Annotated in this window: 18 protein-coding genes and 1 pseudogene; 14 read left to right on the plus strand and 5 right to left on the minus strand. The window is 63.6% G+C overall.

Going from position 1 to position 17,516, the window contains the following annotated elements; all coding sequences use genetic code 11:
• Window positions 1–65 precede the first annotated feature (65 nt).
• Window positions 66–839 carry a GntR family transcriptional regulator gene (locus ASG39_RS21610; RefSeq protein WP_244481294.1) on the minus strand — a complete coding sequence of 258 codons (774 nt, stop codon included), beginning with the start codon at window positions 837–839 and terminating at the stop codon, window positions 66–68.
• Window positions 840–1,042: 203 nt separating this feature from the next.
• Here ASG39_RS21610 and ASG39_RS21615 point away from each other — a divergent pair, with 203 nt between their 5' ends.
• The 7 genes from ASG39_RS21615 to ASG39_RS21645 all read left to right on the plus strand — a co-directional run bounded on the left by ASG39_RS21615 (window position 1,043) and on the right by ASG39_RS21645 (window position 8,155).
• Complete coding sequence (locus ASG39_RS21615) at window positions 1,043–2,302, plus strand: ABC transporter substrate-binding protein (protein WP_062596998.1); 1,260 nt, start codon at window positions 1,043–1,045, stop codon at window positions 2,300–2,302.
• 163 nt (window positions 2,303–2,465) lie between these two features.
• The gene (locus tag ASG39_RS21620; protein WP_062597080.1) at window positions 2,466–3,593 is read left to right on the plus strand and encodes an ABC transporter ATP-binding protein; all 1,128 of its coding nucleotides are present in this window, start codon (window positions 2,466–2,468) and stop codon (window positions 3,591–3,593) included.
• Window positions 3,583–4,473, plus strand: coding sequence for a sugar ABC transporter permease (locus ASG39_RS21625; protein WP_062596999.1), 891 nt, complete (start codon window positions 3,583–3,585; stop codon window positions 4,471–4,473). Before ASG39_RS21620 ends, ASG39_RS21625 begins: the two co-directional genes overlap by 11 nt.
• Before the next feature lie 2 nt (window positions 4,474–4,475).
• Window positions 4,476–5,366 (plus strand): carbohydrate ABC transporter permease, encoded by an 891-nt coding sequence (locus tag ASG39_RS21630; RefSeq protein ID WP_062597000.1) that lies wholly within the window; start codon window positions 4,476–4,478, stop codon window positions 5,364–5,366.
• Window positions 5,367–5,375: 9 nt separating this feature from the next.
• Window positions 5,376–5,873 (plus strand): GNAT family N-acetyltransferase, encoded by a 498-nt coding sequence (locus ASG39_RS21635; protein WP_062597001.1) that lies wholly within the window; start codon window positions 5,376–5,378, stop codon window positions 5,871–5,873.
• Window positions 5,874–6,007: 134 nt separating this feature from the next.
• On the plus strand, window positions 6,008–6,769 hold the full coding sequence (locus ASG39_RS21640) for a transporter substrate-binding domain-containing protein (protein ID WP_062597002.1): 762 nt from the start codon (window positions 6,008–6,010) through the stop codon (window positions 6,767–6,769).
• Between the two features lie 39 nt (window positions 6,770–6,808).
• Window positions 6,809–8,155: a GGDEF domain-containing protein gene (locus ASG39_RS21645; protein ID WP_062597003.1), complete on the plus strand. Its 1,347-nt coding sequence runs from the start codon at window positions 6,809–6,811 to the stop codon at window positions 8,153–8,155.
• 33 nt (window positions 8,156–8,188) lie between these two features.
• Here ASG39_RS21645 and ASG39_RS21650 read toward each other — a convergent pair whose 3' ends face one another.
• From ASG39_RS21650 to ASG39_RS21660, 3 genes are all read right to left on the minus strand, one after another.
• Window positions 8,189–8,515 (minus strand): hypothetical protein, encoded by a 327-nt coding sequence (locus ASG39_RS21650; protein ID WP_062597004.1) that lies wholly within the window; start codon window positions 8,513–8,515, stop codon window positions 8,189–8,191.
• Between the two features lie 101 nt (window positions 8,516–8,616).
• Window positions 8,617–10,002, minus strand: coding sequence for a HAMP domain-containing sensor histidine kinase (locus ASG39_RS21655; protein ID WP_062597005.1), 1,386 nt, complete (start codon window positions 10,000–10,002; stop codon window positions 8,617–8,619).
• Window positions 9,999–10,661 carry a response regulator transcription factor gene (locus ASG39_RS21660; protein WP_062597006.1) on the minus strand — a complete coding sequence of 221 codons (663 nt, stop codon included), beginning with the start codon at window positions 10,659–10,661 and terminating at the stop codon, window positions 9,999–10,001. Before ASG39_RS21660 ends, ASG39_RS21655 begins: the two co-directional genes overlap by 4 nt.
• A gap of 134 nt (window positions 10,662–10,795) precedes the next feature.
• On the opposite strand from ASG39_RS21660, the pseudogene ASG39_RS21665 reads away from it, so the two are divergent.
• The 4 genes and pseudogenes from ASG39_RS21665 to ASG39_RS21680 form a co-directional block, all read left to right on the plus strand.
• A pseudogene (locus ASG39_RS21665) lies at window positions 10,796–11,278 on the plus strand (hypothetical protein); the annotation flags it as partial.
• Between the two features lie 383 nt (window positions 11,279–11,661).
• Window positions 11,662–13,554: a molecular chaperone HtpG gene (htpG, locus tag ASG39_RS21670; protein WP_062597007.1), complete on the plus strand. Its 1,893-nt coding sequence runs from the start codon at window positions 11,662–11,664 to the stop codon at window positions 13,552–13,554.
• 152 nt (window positions 13,555–13,706) lie between these two features.
• Window positions 13,707–14,060, plus strand: coding sequence for a hypothetical protein (locus tag ASG39_RS21675; RefSeq protein ID WP_062597008.1), 354 nt, complete (start codon window positions 13,707–13,709; stop codon window positions 14,058–14,060).
• Between the two features lie 402 nt (window positions 14,061–14,462).
• The gene (locus ASG39_RS21680; RefSeq protein WP_062597009.1) at window positions 14,463–15,614 is read left to right on the plus strand and encodes a GGDEF domain-containing protein; all 1,152 of its coding nucleotides are present in this window, start codon (window positions 14,463–14,465) and stop codon (window positions 15,612–15,614) included.
• Between the two features lie 9 nt (window positions 15,615–15,623).
• On the opposite strand, the gene ASG39_RS21685 is transcribed toward ASG39_RS21680, so the two are convergent.
• Window positions 15,624–16,178, minus strand: a complete 555-nt coding sequence (locus tag ASG39_RS21685; protein ID WP_062597010.1) for a hypothetical protein — start codon at window positions 16,176–16,178, stop codon at window positions 15,624–15,626.
• 179 nt (window positions 16,179–16,357) lie between these two features.
• Here ASG39_RS21685 and ASG39_RS24735 point away from each other — a divergent pair, with 179 nt between their 5' ends.
• The 3 genes from ASG39_RS24735 to ASG39_RS21695 all read left to right on the plus strand — a co-directional run bounded on the left by ASG39_RS24735 (window position 16,358) and on the right by ASG39_RS21695 (window position 17,497).
• Window positions 16,358–16,489 (plus strand): hypothetical protein, encoded by a 132-nt coding sequence (locus ASG39_RS24735; protein ID WP_277995982.1) that lies wholly within the window; start codon window positions 16,358–16,360, stop codon window positions 16,487–16,489.
• The coding region (locus ASG39_RS23515) for a phosphogluconate dehydrogenase C-terminal domain-containing protein (protein ID WP_082477423.1) at window positions 16,486–17,060 on the plus strand (575 nt) is incomplete at its 3' end. The genes ASG39_RS24735 and ASG39_RS23515, both read left to right, overlap by 4 nt.
• Before the next feature lie 41 nt (window positions 17,061–17,101).
• Entirely contained in the window at window positions 17,102–17,497 is a 396-nt protein-coding gene (locus ASG39_RS21695) for a phosphogluconate dehydrogenase C-terminal domain-containing protein (RefSeq protein ID WP_277995983.1), read from the plus strand.
• Window positions 17,498–17,516: the final 19 nt, after the last annotated feature.

Below are 17,516 nucleotides of genomic sequence, written 5' to 3' on the forward strand. Positions count from 1 at the left end.
TTCCGGTGTGACCGCCGGCTTCTAGCGCAGTTCGCCCGAGAGATCGACCCATCGACGCGCCAGCCTCAAGACTGCGTCAAGGTCAGCGGATAGCGCTCCGGATGGTGCACCAGCGCCGTCATGTTGATTGGCCGGTTCCGCCGGTCGAAGACGATCTGGTCGACGGTGAGGACGGCTGCGGGGCTCACCAGTTCCAGCCGCTCGGCCTCCCATGCGGTCGCCATGCGGGCGCTGAGCGTCGTATGCCCGCGCCCGGGCTGGATATGGTAGCGATCCCGAAGTTCGGCGTAGAGCGAGCGGTTGGCGCCCGTCCAGTCGAGATCGGCCAGCCCCGGCACCTGGGCTGCGGGCAACCAGTCCGTCTGGATGGCGACAGGCACGCCGTCGATCAGCCGGATTCGTTTGAGGATCACCACTTCGGCGCCTTCCGGCAGGAACAAGGGTCGGGTGATGTCGGCCGCCGGCTTGTAGACCTGGACCTCCACCAGCATGCTGCCGGGCTGGCGATGGGTGGACAGGGCTGTTGCCGTAAAGCTCTCCAGCACCTGCAGCTCGTAGCCGCGCGGGCTCAGCGTCACGTAGAGGCCCTTGCCGGGCTGGCTCTTCACCATGCCCTGGCGGATGAGATCCTGGATGGCATGCCGCACCGTGATCCGGCTGACGCCGAAGGCTTCCACGAGCTTGCGCTCCGAGGGCAGCTTTCCGTTGTGCGGCAGGCGGCCGTCCTCTATCGCACGGAGCAGCGCTTCCTTGACCTGCTGGTGAAGCGGCCGCGGATCGTCGTGGCGCACCACGGCTGCGAGCAGCGCGTCGCCCTGAGAACCGACAAGTCCTTCCACCGATATCTCTGCTGCCGCACTGTCGCCCAACCGGATTCCCTTCCTGCTTCCCGCAACACTACAGAGAATGTCACACGCCTGAAATATAAAAGTGGAGGCCAATTGACATAACTGGTCATATCCAGTCCAATCGCCCCCAACGGCCGACAAAAACCAAAAGGTAGAGGCCGTCAGAGGAAAATTCGAACAGGGGAACGACCGTCATGTTCAATCGAAAACTTGCCTTCAGCCTTCCACTTCTCGCGCTTCTTGGCGCCGGTGCGGCCCATGCCGAGACGGTATCGGTCTTCTGCGCATCGACCGAATTCGAGCTCTGCACCAAGGCCGCCGCCGCCTGGAAGGAGAAGACCGGGAACGAGGCGAAGATCAACAAGATGCCCGCCCTTCTGGATGACGCGATCCCGCTCTATCAGCAGCTGCTTGCGGCCAAATCTACCGATGTCGACGTTCTCTTCCTCGACGTCATCTGGCTCGGCATGTTCAAGAACAACCTGCTCGACCTTTCGACGCTCGTGCCCAAGCCCGACCAGGACCAGCATTTCGCCTCCACGCTGAACGCCGCAAAGCTCGATGGCAAGCTGGTGGCCATGCCCGCCTATATGGATGTCGGGCTGATGTTCTATCGCAAGGATCTTCTGGAGAAATACGGCAAGCCGGCGCCCAAGACCTGGGAAGAGCTGACGGCGACCGCAAAGGAGATCCAGGACAAGGAGCGCGCCGGCGGCAAGGCCGACATGTGGGGCTATGCCTGGCAGGCCAAGAGTTTCGAGGGCCTGACCTGCGATGCGCTCGAGCTGATCAGCTCCAGCGGCGGCGGCAGCATCATCTCCGACGATGGCAAGGTGACGATCGACAATCCGGCCGCGGCCGGCGCCCTGACGCTGGCAAAAAGCTGGATCGGCACGATCAGCCCCGAAGGCGTCTTGAACTATGACGAAGAGGCGTCGCGCGCGGTCTTCGAGTCCGGCAACGCCGTCTTTCACCGCAACTGGCCCTATGTCTGGGGCACGTCGCAGACCACCGGCAGCGCCGTGATCGACAAGGTCGGCATGATGCCGCTTCCGGTCGGCAAGGCCGGAGAGAAATCGTCCGGCTGCCTGGGTCCGATGTATTACGGCGTCTCGAAATTCTCGACCAAGCCCGATGTGGCGGCGAACTTCGTCGATTTCATCACCGGCCCCGAGATGCAGAAGATGCGCGCCGTCGATGCCGCTTTCAACCCGTCGATCACGGCGCTCTACACCGACGCCGATGTGTTGAAGAAAATCCCGTTCCTGAAGGACAATCAGCAGGCCTTTGCCGACAGCGCCATCCGGCCGTCCGGCTATACCGGCACGAGCTACAACCGCGTCTCCCAGGCCTTCTATCGCAGCGTCCACGACATGCTGTCCGGCGGCAAGGAGGTCGAGAGCGGCCTGAAGGATCTGGCGGCCCGGCTGGAGAAGCTGAAGGAAAGTCGCTAAGTCTCCCAAGACGGCCTCCGTTCCCGGCGCCTCGCGAGCCGGGAACGGAAGCGCGACAGCGCTATCATCCGCTTTCCCCCGTATGTCCACCTTTGCGCATGACCGCGGGCCTGCAGCGGCGCAGGTGCGTCGGCGTATCTTCGTTATTCTGATCGGACCTGCCATGGCATCCATCGCCCTTTCCTCCGTCACCAAAGCCTATGGCACGCACAAGGTCATTCGCGGCGTCGATCTCGAAATCGCCAACGGCGAGTTCGTGGTCTTCGTCGGTCCGTCCGGCTGCGGGAAATCGACCCTGCTTCGGATCGTCGCGGGGCTCGTTCCCGCCTCCGGCGGACAGGTGCTCATCGACGGCGAGGACGTGACGGACGTGCCCGCATCCAAGCGCGGCGTCGCCTTCGTCTTCCAGTCCTATGCGCTCTATCCGCATATGAGCGTCGAGCGGAATATCGGTTTCGCGCTCGAAACCCTGCGGATCGGCAAGGAGGCCATCCGCAGCAAGGTCGACACGGTCGCCCGGATGCTGAAGGTCGATCATCTTCTCGCACGGCGTCCGCGCGAGCTTTCCGGCGGGCAGCGGCAGCGCGTGGCGATCGGTCGGGCGCTCGTGCGCGAACCGGAAATCTTCCTGTTCGACGAGCCGTTGTCGAACCTCGATTCCGACCTGCGCATGGAAATGCGCATCGAAATTGCGCGGCTGCACGAGACCCTGAAGACCACGATGGTCTATGTGACCCACGACCAGGCCGAGGCGATGACGCTCGCGGACCGCATCGTCGTCCTCAATCAGGGATCGATCGAACAGGTCGGCACTCCGCTCGAACTCTATCAGGCGCCCGCCAACCGCTTCGTCGCGGGCTTCATCGGCAGTCCCAGAATGAATTTCGGCACGGTGCCGGTGGGCACGGAGACGGGCGCATTCGTTTTGCCGGCCGGGCTTGTCGCGGATGCCGCTGCGTCCGGAGACAGGCAGCCGGTCTCGATCGGCGTTCGGCCGGAAGCGCTCTCGATTGTTGCAGCCGATGCCGGGCGCATGAGCGGCATTCTGGAGCGCGTCGAGGATCTCGGTCACGAGCACTTTGCCTATATCCGGCTGTCCGACGAGAGCATCTGGGTCGTGCGCGTCGCCGGGCGCCCGCCGACCGAGCGGCGCAATCAGCCTGTCGGCCTGTCCTTTGCCGATGCCGACATCTTCGTATTCGACGCGGAGGGCAAGCGGATAGAGCACCGGGCTGCAGGCCCGACGCCTGTGACGGACGCCGGCGAGGGGAGGCTTGTCCATGAGCGCTAAGCTCGCGCGCCGGGAGCATCGCACGGCCTGGCTCTTCCTCGCGCCGCTGGTTCTCGTCATGTTGATGGTGGCGGTGTGGCCGCTCGGACGCACCTTCTTCTTCAGCTTCACGGACGCCTATCTCGACGATCCCACCGTCTACGGCATGGTCGGCTTCGCAAACTTCATCGAGGTGATCGAGGACCCGACCTGGTGGAACGCGGTCCGGAACACTCTGACCTTCGCCTTCATCTCGGTCGCGATCGAAACCCTGCTCGGCCTCGGCATCGCCTTGCTGCTCAACGAGGCGATCCCCGGGCGGGGATTGTTGCGCGCGGCGATCCTCGTTCCCTGGGCGATACCCGTCGTCGTCGCGACGAAAATCTGGGAGTGGATGCTGAACGACCAGTTCGGCGTGTTCAACCGTATCCTGATTTCGCTCGGGGTCATCGACCACGGTATTGCCTGGACGGCCAGCAGTTCGCTGATCATGGGTGTGGTGATCTTCGTCGATGTCTGGATGACGACGCCCTTCATGGTGCTCCTGATCTTGGCCGGCCTCCAGACCATTCCGGGCGAAATGATGGAAGCCGCCGAAGTCGATGGCATTCCCGCATGGAAGCGGTTCTGGTCGATCACGCTGCCGCTGCTGAAACCGGCGATCGGCGTCGCCGTGCTCTTCCGCGCGCTCGATGCGATCCGCATGTTCGACCTCGCCTATGTGCTCGCGGCTAGCAACCAGAACGTCATGACGGTCTCGATCTATGCGCATGACCGCCTGGTGAGCTTCCAGGAACTCGGTGTCGGCTCGGCCGCTTCCACCTGGGTTTTCCTGCTTGTCGCGCTCGTCGCCATCATCCTGATCGGCGCACTGCGCCTCGACCGATCCGCGGGGAATTGATTATGTCGACAGCCACTGCCGCATCGACGCCCGTCCGGGCGAAGCGCCGGTCTTCCGCCTATTACCGTTTGCAACGCCGTCTTCGCAGGGCCATGCTCGGCGTGCTCATCCTGCTCGTGCTCGCCTACACGCTCTTTCCCTACTACTGGGCGATCGTCTCCTCCACCAAGCAGGGCGCGGAACTTTACACAACGGTCTTTCTGCCGGCGCTCAATTTCACCTACTATCGCCAGTTGTTCAACAATTCCGTCTTCATGGGGTCTCTGGTCAATTCCGTCTTCGTTGCCACGGCGACGACGATGCTGTCGCTGTCGCTTGGCATCATCACGGCCTATGCGCTGGGACGCATGGAATTTCCACACAAGCGCCTGATGCTGATGGCGATCCTCATGATCTCGATCTTTCCACAGATCGCCGTGCTCTCCGGCATGTTCGAGCTCATCAACACGCTCGGCCTCTACAATCGCCCAAGCGCCCTTGTCGTGACATATCTACTGTCGACTGTGCCGTTTACGACGTGGATTCTCACGACCTTCATCCGCGAATTTCCCCGCGAACTGGAAGAGGCAGCGCTGATCGACGGTTGCTCGCATTTCCGAATCTTGACCCGTATCCTGTTGCCGCTGATGGGGCCTTCGCTTGCCAGCACGGGCATTCTTGCCTTCATCCTTTGCTGGCACGAGTTCCTGTTCGCGCTCACCTTCATGCTGACGGACGAGAACAAGACGGTTCCGGTGGCCATCGGGCTGATCGGCGGCACCACGCGTTACGAATATCCGTTCGGCCAGATCATGGCCGCCTCGGTCACCGTTACATTGCCGCTGATCATCGTCGTTCTGATCTTCCAGCGGCGCATCGTGGCCGGCCTGACGGCCGGTGCGGTCAAAGGATAGGATTTTCTCATGGACATGCTCGTCAACCTCTACGATCTCAAGCCGGATACGGCCCTCGACGACAAGGTGGCGCAAGAGGGCGTCGTCATTCGCCGTGCCTTGCCCCCCGAACTGCACACGATCGCCAGCTGGATCGGCCCCCGGTTCGGCCAGGGCTGGGTCAGCGAGGCGACTGTCGCGATGATGCGGCAGCCGGTATCGCTGCTGATTGCGGTCAAGGACGGCGAACTGCTCGGCTTTGCCTGTTACGATGCGACGGCGCGCGGCTTTTTCGGCCCGACCGGCGTGGACGAGGCGATGCGCGGCAAGGGCATCGGTCACGCGCTGCTCTTGAAGACGTTGCTTGCCATGTCCGACCACGGGTACGGATATGGTGTCATCGGCGGCGCGGGGCCGACGGGATTTTACAAGCGCGCCGTCGGCGCCGTCGTCATCGCCGGCTCGGAAGAAGGCATCTACAAGGGCATGCTTTCAGCCGCCCATGCGACCGGCATCGACTATAGCTGAGCCTTTCGCTGAGCGCCGTCGGCGTGCGGCGGCAGGTCGGCATTGAATGCCTTACGTAAGGATAAATTTACCTAATTTCTGGACCTCGCCTTAACGGCCCTCAGCCATCATGCGCTCCAAACGGGAGATCGATCATGATTCGCAGATGCCTGCTTGCCGCGCTTCTTCTAGGCCTCGTCGCCGCCGGCCCGACGCTGGCGGACGATCCCGTCCTGCGGATCGGGACCGAGGGGGCCTACCCTCCGTTCAATTTCGTCAACGACAAGGGGGAGCTTGCCGGATTCGACGTCGATATCGCCAAGGCGCTCTGCAAGGAGATGGGGCGGACCTGCGCCTTCGTCGCCACGCCCTGGTCGGAGATCATCGAAGGGCTGGAGCAGAACAAATACGATCTCATGGTCTCCAGCATGGCCTACACCGAGGAGCGCGCCAAGCGCATCGCCTATTCGGAGCCCTATTACCGCTCGCATGCCGTTTTCATCGGCGATCCGAAGAAGTATCAGGACATCAGCCCCGAGGGTCTTGCCGGCGCGCGGATCACGGCGGGCAAAGGCACGATGCAGGCGCAGTACCTCGCCAAGGTTTATGGAAAGAGCACGCTCGTGCTTGGCGAGGACCAGCCCGAAGCGCAGGCACTGCTTGAACAGGGGAAAGCGGATCTGATGCTCGGGGATGCGATCGAGCTCATGAGCTTCCTCGAAAGCGGCGAGGGCTCGGCCTTCGAATTCATCGGCGATCCCGTCACCAATGATTTTCTTCAGAGCACCGCCCATGTGACGGCGCGCAAGAGCGATACGGCGCTGCTGGAACAGGTCAATGCCGCCATCAAGAAGACCCGTCTGGATGGCAGCTACGAGCGGATCAACGACGTCTATTTCCCGTTCAGCATCTATTGAGCCATGATCTCCTTGCGCAAATCTCGGCATGGCCTATCGATGCGACTTGTCGGCAGGGTCGCCCTGCTGCTCGTCTGCCTCTATGCCGGGGCTGCGGCCGCCTATTCCGTCCAGTTTCTGAACGGCATCGAGCGGGATGCGAAGACCGCACGCGAGGAGCAGATCCCGCTGATCCTGTCCCAGAACAGGAATGCGCTGAAAGTGGAGCGCGCCGCATCCCTCATCCGCTCGGTCTACCTTGCGCATGACCGGAAGATCGAGCGGCAGATCCAGCTTCAGCTGCAAACGCTCTGCCAGAGTTTTACGCTCGATGAAAACCAGACTCTGATCGACGGCGCGCGCGAGATTGCCGCGTCCGTCAAGGTGATCGTCTCCACCCGTGAGGCTTCCCGGAGACTTCGCGATTCCGACGGGGCGGCGATCACGCCGGAGATTGAGGCGCAGATCCACGAGACGGATGCGGCCAGTGCGGAAGCCTATCAGCACGCGATCAACACCGCGGACCGCCTGAGCGAGACGCTGGCGACGGATGCGGTGGCGCTGGCCGACAGCATGGCCTCGACCATCGGCAGCGCGGCGCGCGAGGTAAAACTCGGCTGGACCCTCATCCTCACGCTGCCGGTCCTGTTTTTCGTCTTGACGCTCTGGGTCGTCAGTCGCCATGTCATGGCGCCGATCGGGTCCGCCGTCGCGCGGCTGGACGCCATCAGTCGTGGCAACACCGAGCCGGAAGCACCGCGAAAACCCGTCTTTCACGAACTCGCCACCATCGCCGATGCCGTGAAGGCCTACGGCGCATTGTCCATCGACCTCACGCGCACCAATGCCCTTTTGAAGATCCTCTCCGACCGAGACAGCCTGACCGGTCTTGCCAATCGCCGGTCTCTCCAGGCCGTGCTCGACACGACGTTTCAGACAGCGAGATCGGGTGGCCCGGAAATCGCCGTGATGATGATCGACCTCGATCACTTCAAGGCCATCAACGACACCTATGGACACCATGCCGGCGATGCCTGTCTCGTGGCGGTCGCGGATGTCCTGCGCCGATTCGAGGCGGACGATGGTGCGTCGGTCGGCCGTTATGGCGGAGAAGAGTTCGTGGCCGTCGTCCCCGGGAGGGATGATAAATCGCTCACCGATATCGCAGAGCGGATGCGCGTCGAGATCATGGCGCTCGACCTGCGCAGCGACGACGGGCGCCGCATCGCGCTGACCACCAGCATCGGCGTCTCCCGCATGGCAGGGCGGCTTCTCGACGGGGTGCAGCGACTGGTCTCCGAAGCCGATGCCGCGCTTTATCAGGCCAAACGCGACGGCCGTAACCGTGTCGGCCTTGCGACGGTTCACACAGCCAACGGCAGCCCGAAACGAAACAGGCAGGCCTGAGCCTGCCTGCCGATCATCGTAAAAAACGTATGCCTACCGAGTGCGGCCATAGAGCCAGGCGACGGCTGCGACGATTGCAGCAGCGGCCAACGGCTTTTCGCGGATGCGCCCTTCGATATCGGCCAGATAGCCGTCGAGCGAACCCTTGATATCGGACGAAGACGCCGTGCGGCGGCGTGCATACCCGCGTCCGCTGTCGCCTTCCGCGCCTGTGATGGACGAAACGGCAACCGGATCGGACGCCGGGAAGGTATCTTCCAACGCCCTGTCCAGATCGCCGTCCACGCCACGACGCTCGCGATCGCCCTGTTCGTTCTGCAACGACCTGACGGCCGGCGAGATGTTGTTCTGGTTTGCCATGATCACTCCTTCGGTTCGCTATGCCCGATAACGGACTGTTGCGAGCGAAGTTCCACAGGGCTCCCGGCGCATTGCCGTCAGTGGCCGACCCAGCCGCCCGACTACCGCACCTGCGCCACCGGATGTGTGGCACGCGGCAGGCGGAGCGTGACCGAAAGGCCATTTTCCGGACGGTTCGCAAGCGTGATACCGCCGCCATAAAGCTCCGCGATTTCGCGCGCGATCGTCAGACCGAAACCGTCGCCCTGAACGGTCTCGTCCATCCGAACGCCCGGCATGAAGGCGCTGGCCAATGCGTCCTGCGCGATCCCCGGTCCGTCGTCCTCGATGCAGACGACGACCATGCGGCCTTCGATCGAAGCCGAGATCCGGACGGCGCTGCGCGCCCATTTGAAGGCGTTGTCGATCAGGTTGCCGAGGACCTCTTCGAGATCATCTGCCGCGCAGGCAACCGCGATATCGCCGCGGATATCGCCGGTGACATGGTGGCGCCGCTCGGCATGGATGCGGGAGAGGACTTGCACGAGGTCGGCGACACAAGGCTGCAGCAGGGTCGCGGCGGCCATGCCTGCGCCGGACATGGTCTGGCGCGCGCGCGCCAGATGATGGCGGATGCGCGCATCGATCCGCTCCACCAGCTGGCGCATCGCACCATCGGGGTCGTTCCCGTCATCGAGCGCCAGCGACAGACTGGCGACCGGGGTTTTCAGGCCGTGCGCGAGGTTGGCGAAATGCAGGCGGGTGTCGCTGAGGCGCTGGACGTTGGCCGCAATCAGCCTGTTGATCTCGTTTGCCGCCGGTTGCAGCTCCTCCGCCTCCACATCCGGCAGCCTCTCGCGCGATCCTTCCGCGACCTCCGCGATAGCGCGGGTCAGCCGTTTCAAGGGGCGCAGCCCGAAGCGCACCTGCAGCAACGTGCCGAGAACCAGGCTGATGCCGAGGACCACCATGGCCGGCACCAGCCAGAACAGCGCCCGCCGGGCCGGATCATTCAGCGCGGATCGGGGCGCCGTCGCCGCAATCTCCAGCGTCCGGTCGCCGATACGGGCTTCGATGCTCCGCACGTAGAGGTCCATTCCCCCGTCCCTGGCCGCCTCCGGGCGTGGCGCCGGTTCCTTGTCGGGCCGATGTCGGCCGGGCAGGGGGCGTGGCGGGCTGTCGATCGTGCGGCCGGCAAGCGAGAGCGATGTCAGCGGCACGCCGTTTCCGCTCACCTGCCAGTACCAGCCGGCCCCGACGCGATCAAAGGGCGGGCCGTCGAACGCGGCGCCGAGCGACATCGACCCATCCGGGTTCATCGTCAGCGTACCCCGAAGCGCCTCGATCTGAGTGTCGAGCCGCTGGTCGATCTGTTCCCGCACGACACCCGCCACGATCAACCAGAGAATAACCGCAGCGACGATCAGCGTCGCCGTGACGAACAGCGTCGAAAAGGCGAGCAGGCGGGCCGAGATGGTCGAACGCGACGGGAAAGACGGGAGCTTCATGGCGCGGCCGTCAGCATGTAACCGCGCCCGCGGACGGTTTCGATCCGCTCCGCGCCGATCTTGCGGCGCAGCCGGGCGATGATGACCTCGATCGAATTCGAGTCGACGTCCGCATCGCCCTCGTAGACACGCTCGATCAGCTCGCGCCGATCGACGATGACCTCCTTGCGCAGGATCAGGCAGGACAGCACCCGCCATTCGAGTGCGGTCAGCTTCAAGGGCAGACCCTCCAGCTCGAAGGTGCCGAGCTGCGCGTCGAACACGAGCGGTCCGCAGGCGACAAGCGACGAAGCGTGGCCCGTGGCGCGGCGGACCAAAGCCCGCAGCCGCAGCACGAGTTCCTCCACCTTGAACGGCTTGGTCATGAAGTCGTCGGCGCCGGCCTTGAAACCGGCGACCTTGTCCGGCCATCCGTCGCGCGCCGTGAGGATCATCACCGGGAACAGCCGGCCGGCGTCCCGCCAGGCCTTCAGGACCGAGATGCCGTCCTTGCGCGGCAGGCCGAGATCGAGCACCGCGATGTCGAAGATTTCCGTGAGGCCGGCATGTTCGGCGTCCTCGCCATTGGTCGCGATATCCACGACGAAGCTTTCCGCCCGCAGGCTGGCGGCGATACGGCGCGAGAGATCGGCGTCGTCCTCGACAAGAAGAACTCTCATGGCATCCCGTTTCCCGCTGATCGTGGAAGAGGACATAGGGCGCATCGGCTTAACTCAAGCTGAACCGCGGGGTTCAGGCTGTCGGTGGCAGGCTGTTGCTAGAAAGGTCTCGTCAACACGAACAGGAGAACACCATGTCGAACGAAGAAATCCACACCGGCGCTGAAGCCGCCGCCCGCCCCGCCCACCCGGCTTCCGCAGATCGCCCGATCCCGCCGCATGCCAGGCGGTCGTCGCGGCTGGCCTTTACCGGTGTCGCAGCCGTCGCCCTTCTCGCCCTCGGCGTGGCCGGCGGCGCCGGCGCCATGAAGCTCGCCAAGCCGAGCGTCGAAATGGCCCCCATGGCGCCGGTCGCCATTTCCGCGATGCCGGACGGCGATCTCGTGACCATCAAGGGCAAGGTTGCCGAGATCTTCGGCAACAAGTTCGTCCTTCAGGATGCGAGCGGTCGCGCCCTGGTGGAAACCGGCCCGGCCGGCGAAGACGGCAAGCTCGTGACGGCCAACGAGGAGATCAGCGTGCAGGGTCGTTTCGATGACGGCTTCCTGCATGCAAGCTTCCTCGTCCACCCCGACGGCAAGATCGAGGCGCTCGGCCCGGTCGGCAAGCCGCCGCATCATGGCCACGGGCCGAAGGGTCCGAAAGGTCCGAAGGGCGGACCGAAGGGTGGGCCCGAGGCCGGGCCCGATGCTGGGCCCGACGAGGGAGCGGATGCCGGTCCTGCCCGTGGTCCCGCAAGTGGCCCCGCCGCTGGTCCGGCCGATGGACCTGCAGCCGCCCCGGCCGGTGAGGAGGCCCCGCGTCCTCCGCAGCCGTAACATTCGCGTCAGCAGAACGGCAAAGGAAATGAGCACGGCGTTCCGGGGTTTGCGCCCCGGGGCGCCGTTCCCTGTGTTTTTCCGCCGCCAACACGCGCGGGAAGACCGCGAGCATCTTGAATCCGCACGCAATCTTCGCCAACTGGTCGTTTGAATTTCGGTCATGACGGAGAAGATGAGATATGACGAACCTGGATGCGGAACGCCCCGCCGAGAGCCATGTTTTCGAAGCCGACGTGTCGCGCCTTCTGCACATGATGGTGCACTCGGTCTACTCGGATAAGGACGTTTTTCTGCGCGAGTTGATCTCGAATGCCGCGGACGCCTGCGAAAAACTGCGATTCGAAGCGATCGCCGCGCCAAACTTGCTGGGCAGCGATGCGGACAGCCGTATTACGCTGACGCTCGACGAGGAGAACCGCCGCCTGATCGTCGAGGACAACGGCATCGGCATGAGCCGCGAGGAGCTGATCGAGGCGCTTGGCACGATCGCACGGTCCGGCACGCGCGCCTTTATGGAGCGTATCGAGGCCAACAAGGCCGGCGAGGGCGCCCAGCTGATCGGCCAGTTCGGCGTCGGTTTCTATTCCTGCTTCATGGTTGCCGATCGGGTCGATGTGGTCTCGCGGCGGGCCGGCGCGGAGGAAGCCTGGCTCTGGTCGTCGGACGGGCAGGGCGCCTACACCGTCAGCCCGGTGGAGCTTGCCGACGCTCCGGCGCGCGGCACCCGCATCACGCTCAACCTGATGGAAGATGCCAAATCCTATGCCGCCCGCTGGTCGGTCGAGCGGATCGTCAAGGAACAGTCCGGCCATGTGCCGGTGCCCGTTTCGATCATTGAGACGCCCGGTGCCGAACCGGCGCAACTCACCGACGGCACGGCGCTGTGGACGCGGTCGAAAAACGAGGTTTCCAAGGAAGATCATGCCGATTTCTACCGGAGCCTCTCCGGGCAATACGACGAGCCGGCCTTGACCGTGCACTTCCGCGCGGAAGGCCGTCACGAATATACGGCGCTGGCCTATATCCCGGGCGCCCAGCCGTTCGACATGTTCGATCCGGACCGCAAGGGCCGCATGAAGCTCTACGTCAAGCGCATCTTCATCACCGACGAGGCCGATGTTCTGCCGCGTTATCTCCGGTTCGTTCGCGGCCTCGTGGACACCGCCGATCTTCCGCTGAACGTCTCGCGCGAAATGATTCAGGAAAGCCCGATCCTTACGGCCATCCGCAAGGGCGTCACGAGCCGGATCATCACCGCGATCGAGAAGCTCGCCGAGAGCGATGCCGAGGCATTTGCCAAGGTCTGGGAAAACTTCGGCGCCGTTCTGAAGGAAGGCATCTACGAAGATGGCGAACGACGGACGCAACTCCTGTCGCTCACCCGCTTCAAGACGACCGACTCCGGCGAGGAGAGCCGCTCGCTCAAGCAATATGTCGCGGATGCCAAGCCGGAACAGTCGGCGATCTACTACCTCACGGGCACCAGTCTCGAGCAATTGCGGGCCTCGCCGCAGCTCGAAGGTTTTCGCGCACGTGGGATCGAGGTCCTGCTGCTCACGGATCAGATCGACAGCTTCTGGGTGATGACAGCCGGCGAGTTCGAGGGCAAGACGTTCAAATCGATCACGCAGGGTGCGGCCGATCTGGCGCAGTTCGCCAAGCCGGAGGGGGACGCGGCACCCGACAGCGCGCCATCCGCCGATGTCGCGACCTTCATTGCCTATGCCAAGGAGAAGCTTTCCGGCGAGGTTTCGGATGTTCGCGCCTCCGACCGCCTGACGGAAAGTGCCGTCTGCCTCGTGGCCTCCGAAGGCGGCTATGACCGGCAGATGGAGAAGATCCTCCAGGGTGCCGGCCGGCTGGAGCTTTCGGCAAAGCCGATCCTCGAAATCAATCCGGCACATCCGCTCGTCAAGGCGATCGCCGCCAAGGCAGACGGCACGGCCTTGAAGGAGGATGCCGCGCTCCTGCTTCTCGATCAGGCACGCGTTCTCGACGGCGACAAACCGGCCGATCCCCGCGCCTTTGCCGAACGGCTGACACGTCTTTTCGAGCGCGCGCTGCAGGCGTGACGTTCTGCCGCCGGCGCGCAGCAAGGTTGCGGGCCGGCGTTCGGCGAATGCCGGACAGGACACGATAAAAACCATGCCTAAATCAGAATATGGTCCATGAACAAACTGGCAGAAGAGGCGTTGACGGGGGCCACTCAACAACAGGATCTCTCATGAAGCGCCTTCTTCTTCTCGCCGGCCTTACTTTGTCGCTCGCTGCGGGCGCAGCGGTTGCCCAGGATACGCCTCCGCCGCCGCCAGCCCCGCCGGCTGCCGGTGATGCGATGACCCCGCCACCCCCGCCGCCGCCGGAGGGTCCGCGCGGACCCGAAGAGGCCATGAAGGGCGAAAAATGGCATCGCGGTCCCGAAGGCCGCCGCCCTCCGCCACCGTCCAAGGCAGCGCATTACCGCGTCGAAACGGACGATGTGAAGATCGACCTGAAATGTGCGGATGACGAGCCTGCAAAGGCCTGTGCCGATCTTCTGATGCAGACCATCGACAAACTGGGCGTCGGTCGGGACTGATCTGACCGCGTTCGGCCGAGGCTGAACGGACGAGACATCGACACCGGCCTAGAGCGCGTTCAGGCCGGTGTTTTCGTTTGGGACAATCGGTCTTGACGTCGTTCGGGCTTCAAAGGGAGGGGTGTTCTTAAAAAGCGTGACCAGTCCGCGCGCCTGATGATCGGCGAGGACTCGCCCTTTTTCTGTTGCCCTTGTCTCTCCGACGGCGCTGGAAGGGGTCGACAGCTGCGGTCCGGACGAAGTGTTCAACCAGGGGGCATTTTGACGGGGAATCCTTCGGTGGTGGAACATGTTTACCCGCTGTTAAAGCGAGATATCTAACGTCTACCCGAACGCACACATGCGTCCGCGTGCGACCTGTCAGAGGCCACCGCGCCTGGAAGACTCGGCAATGGGGCTGGCATGGATCATTTTGCGTTTCTTTTGCCGGTCATTTTCTGCGTCTTCGGTCTGACATTTCTGTTCGTCGGCCGACATGAGCCGCGATCCGCGCCATGGTGGGGTTTCGGCTATCTGTCTGCCGCGCTTGGCTTCATCATGCCGGTTCTGCCGGAAACCATTCCCGGGCCGTTCCGTGCGCTGGTGGCGGATACGCTGTTCCTGCTTGCCCTCAGCTTTTACGGGCAAGGCCTGCTGGGGCAGTTTCGGCGAATTCTGCCCATCTGGCCGAGGGCGCTGATCGTCGTCATTGGCGTCATCGCTTCCGCCGTCTCGACCCTCATCGTCCAAAGCCCAACGCTGGCGCTTCTCGCCAACGATCTCCTCGCCTCACTCTGCCTCGCCGTGCCGGCCATTGCCGTCCTGCGCCACGCGCGCGGTGTCGCGGAGCGCCTGCTTCTCGCAGCGGCGTTCATGGTCATATTGGATGCGCTGGTGCGCAACATCGTCATGACGCTTCTCAACCAAAATCCGGCCGATTTCGACACCTTTCTGGCGTCGCCCTACGCCTTCTTCATGCAGGTTACGGGCACCCTCATCGGCCTCCTTCTGGCATTTGCGGCACTTGGCTGCGTGACGCTGGAGGTGATCGGTCGCTACAAGGACGTGGCCGACCGGGATTCGATGACCGGGCTTCTCAACCGCCGCGGTTTCGACCGCCTGGCCGGGCGGAAAACGCCCATGGGCGCGGTGATCGTCTGCGACATCGACCATTTCAAGCGGATCAACGACCGGCACGGACATGCTGCCGGCGATGACGTCATCGCCGAACTCGCACGCCTTTTGGCGGCCGGACAAGCGGCGGATACCGTTCTCGCGCGGTTCGGTGGCGAGGAGTTCGTGCTCTTCCTCCCAGATCTCACGATCGCCGCGGCCGTTCACGTTGCAGAGGCTCTGAAGGCGCGGATCGGATCAGCGGACTGGTCGCAGACGGGTCCGGTCACCGCAAGTTTCGGTGTCGCGGAAACACGCCTCGGCGATCTCAGCATCTATGAGGTCGTGGCCCGCGCCGATCGCGCGCTCTACGGCGCCAAGCTCGCAGGAAGAAACCGCGTCTTCACCGAGAACGAGCGACTGTCCGACCTGCATCCGGAACAGGCCCGCGCAGTCGCCTGACGGTCTTCGCTAAAGCGCCAGACGTCCGCGCGCCTCGACCGCATTGGCTGCGGCTTCCCGAATGGCGCGCCACCGCGTCTGCTCCAGCCTTGCATCCGCAAGCGCCCGGTGTACGGGTTGTTCCGGCTCGGTCTGCTCGATCATGCCCTTCACGAAATCGGCGATCTCGCGTCGCGTAAACGTCCCGTCCATGATCTGCCGGGCGTGCTCCAGAAAGACATCGTCGGATTTTGCGAGCCGTAAAGCGTGTCGTGGCAGTCCGCCGGCACGCAGCAGCACGCTCAGCCATTTCCCATCCCAAGAGGGCGCGCTGGCATAGAGGGCATGTCCCGAAAGCGTTTCGAGCATTTCGTTCGCAACATCCGTTACGGGCACGCCCTCCTCATGGAGGCGCCGGCGTGTCAGGCCATGGATTCGTTCCGCCTTGATCGACCAGTCGGTCCAGTCGGGCGCGGGCCGAAGGATATGCGAGCGGGAGGTCCCGTCTTCGAAAACCCAGGCAACTTCCACAGGATAACTCTTCTTGCCGAGAGACGAGGCTTCGAAGTCGAGAAAGACGAGCATGACAATCCGTCCGATATGACGTGCGGCCCAAAGCCGGCATTACGTGATTTAGCCGGATCCGCCTGTCTGCGTAAGTGCGTGAACGTCGGTTCCGTTTGCAAGGCGACATCATGTGAAATGATCATTGACTCATTATACCAGTTGCCGTTAGATGCTCCGACAAAACGGGATCAACACACATGACATCGATCGCACTTTTCGGCGCCGGCGGCAAAATGGGCACGCGGCTTGCCCGCAACCTCATCGGGCACATCCGGGCCTTCAGCATCTTCGCCGCCATCCTCGCGACAAAACGGGATCAACACACATGACATCGATCGCACTTTTCGGCGCCGGCGGCAAAATGGGCACGCGGCTTGCCCGCAACCTCATCGGCTCGCGCTTCGACATCCGCCCCGTGGAGGTGAGCGACGCCGGGCGCGCGCGGCTGCAAGCCGATCTCGGGCTCACCTGCCTTCCCGTGGAGGAGGCGCTCGAGGGTGCCGAGGTCGTGGTTCTCGCGGTTCCCGACACGGCCATCGGCAAGGTCGCCTCGGGGATCATCGACAGGCTCGCCCCGGGCACCATGGTCGTCGTGCTCGATGCCGCCGCCCCCTTTGCCGGCCATCTGCCGGAACGGGCTGACATCACCTATTTCGTCACCCATCCCTGCCATCCCCCGATCTTCAACGACGAAACGGAGATGGCGGCGAAGAAGGATCATTTCGGCGGCATCGCCGCCAAGCAGCATATCGTCTCCGCGCTGATGCAGGGGCCGGAAGAGCATTATGCGCTCGGCGAAGAGGTGGCAAAAACCATCTGGGCGCCGGTGATGCGGTCGCATCGGGTGACGGTCGAGCAGATGGCGATCCTCGAGCCCGGCCTGTCGGAAACCGTCTGCGCNCGACATCACCTATTTCGTCACCCATCCCTGCCATCCCCCGATCTTCAACGACGAAACGGAGATGGCGGCGAAGAAGGATCATTTCGGCGGCATCGCCGCCAAGCAGCATATCGTCTCCGCGCTGATGCAGGGGCCGGAGGAGCATTATGCGCTCGGCGAAGAGGTGGCGAAAACCATCTGGGCGCCCGTGATGCGCTCGCACCGGGTGACGGTCGAGCAGATGGCGATCCTCGAGCCCGGCCTGTCGGAAACGGTCTGCGCCTCGCTGCTCGTCGTCATGAGCCAGGCGCTGGACGAATGCGTGAAGCGCGGCGTGCCGGAACAGGCGGCGCGCGACTTCCTGCTCGGCCACATGAACGTGCTCGGCGCCGTCATCTTCAAGGAAGTGGACGGCGTGTTCTCGGATGCCTGCAACAAGGCGAGGCCACCGCCATGAGCAGGACGCCGATCATGAA

This window comes from Rhizobium sp. Leaf371, from assembly GCF_001424045.1.
Lineage (GTDB): Bacteria > Pseudomonadota > Alphaproteobacteria > Rhizobiales > Rhizobiaceae > Ferranicluibacter.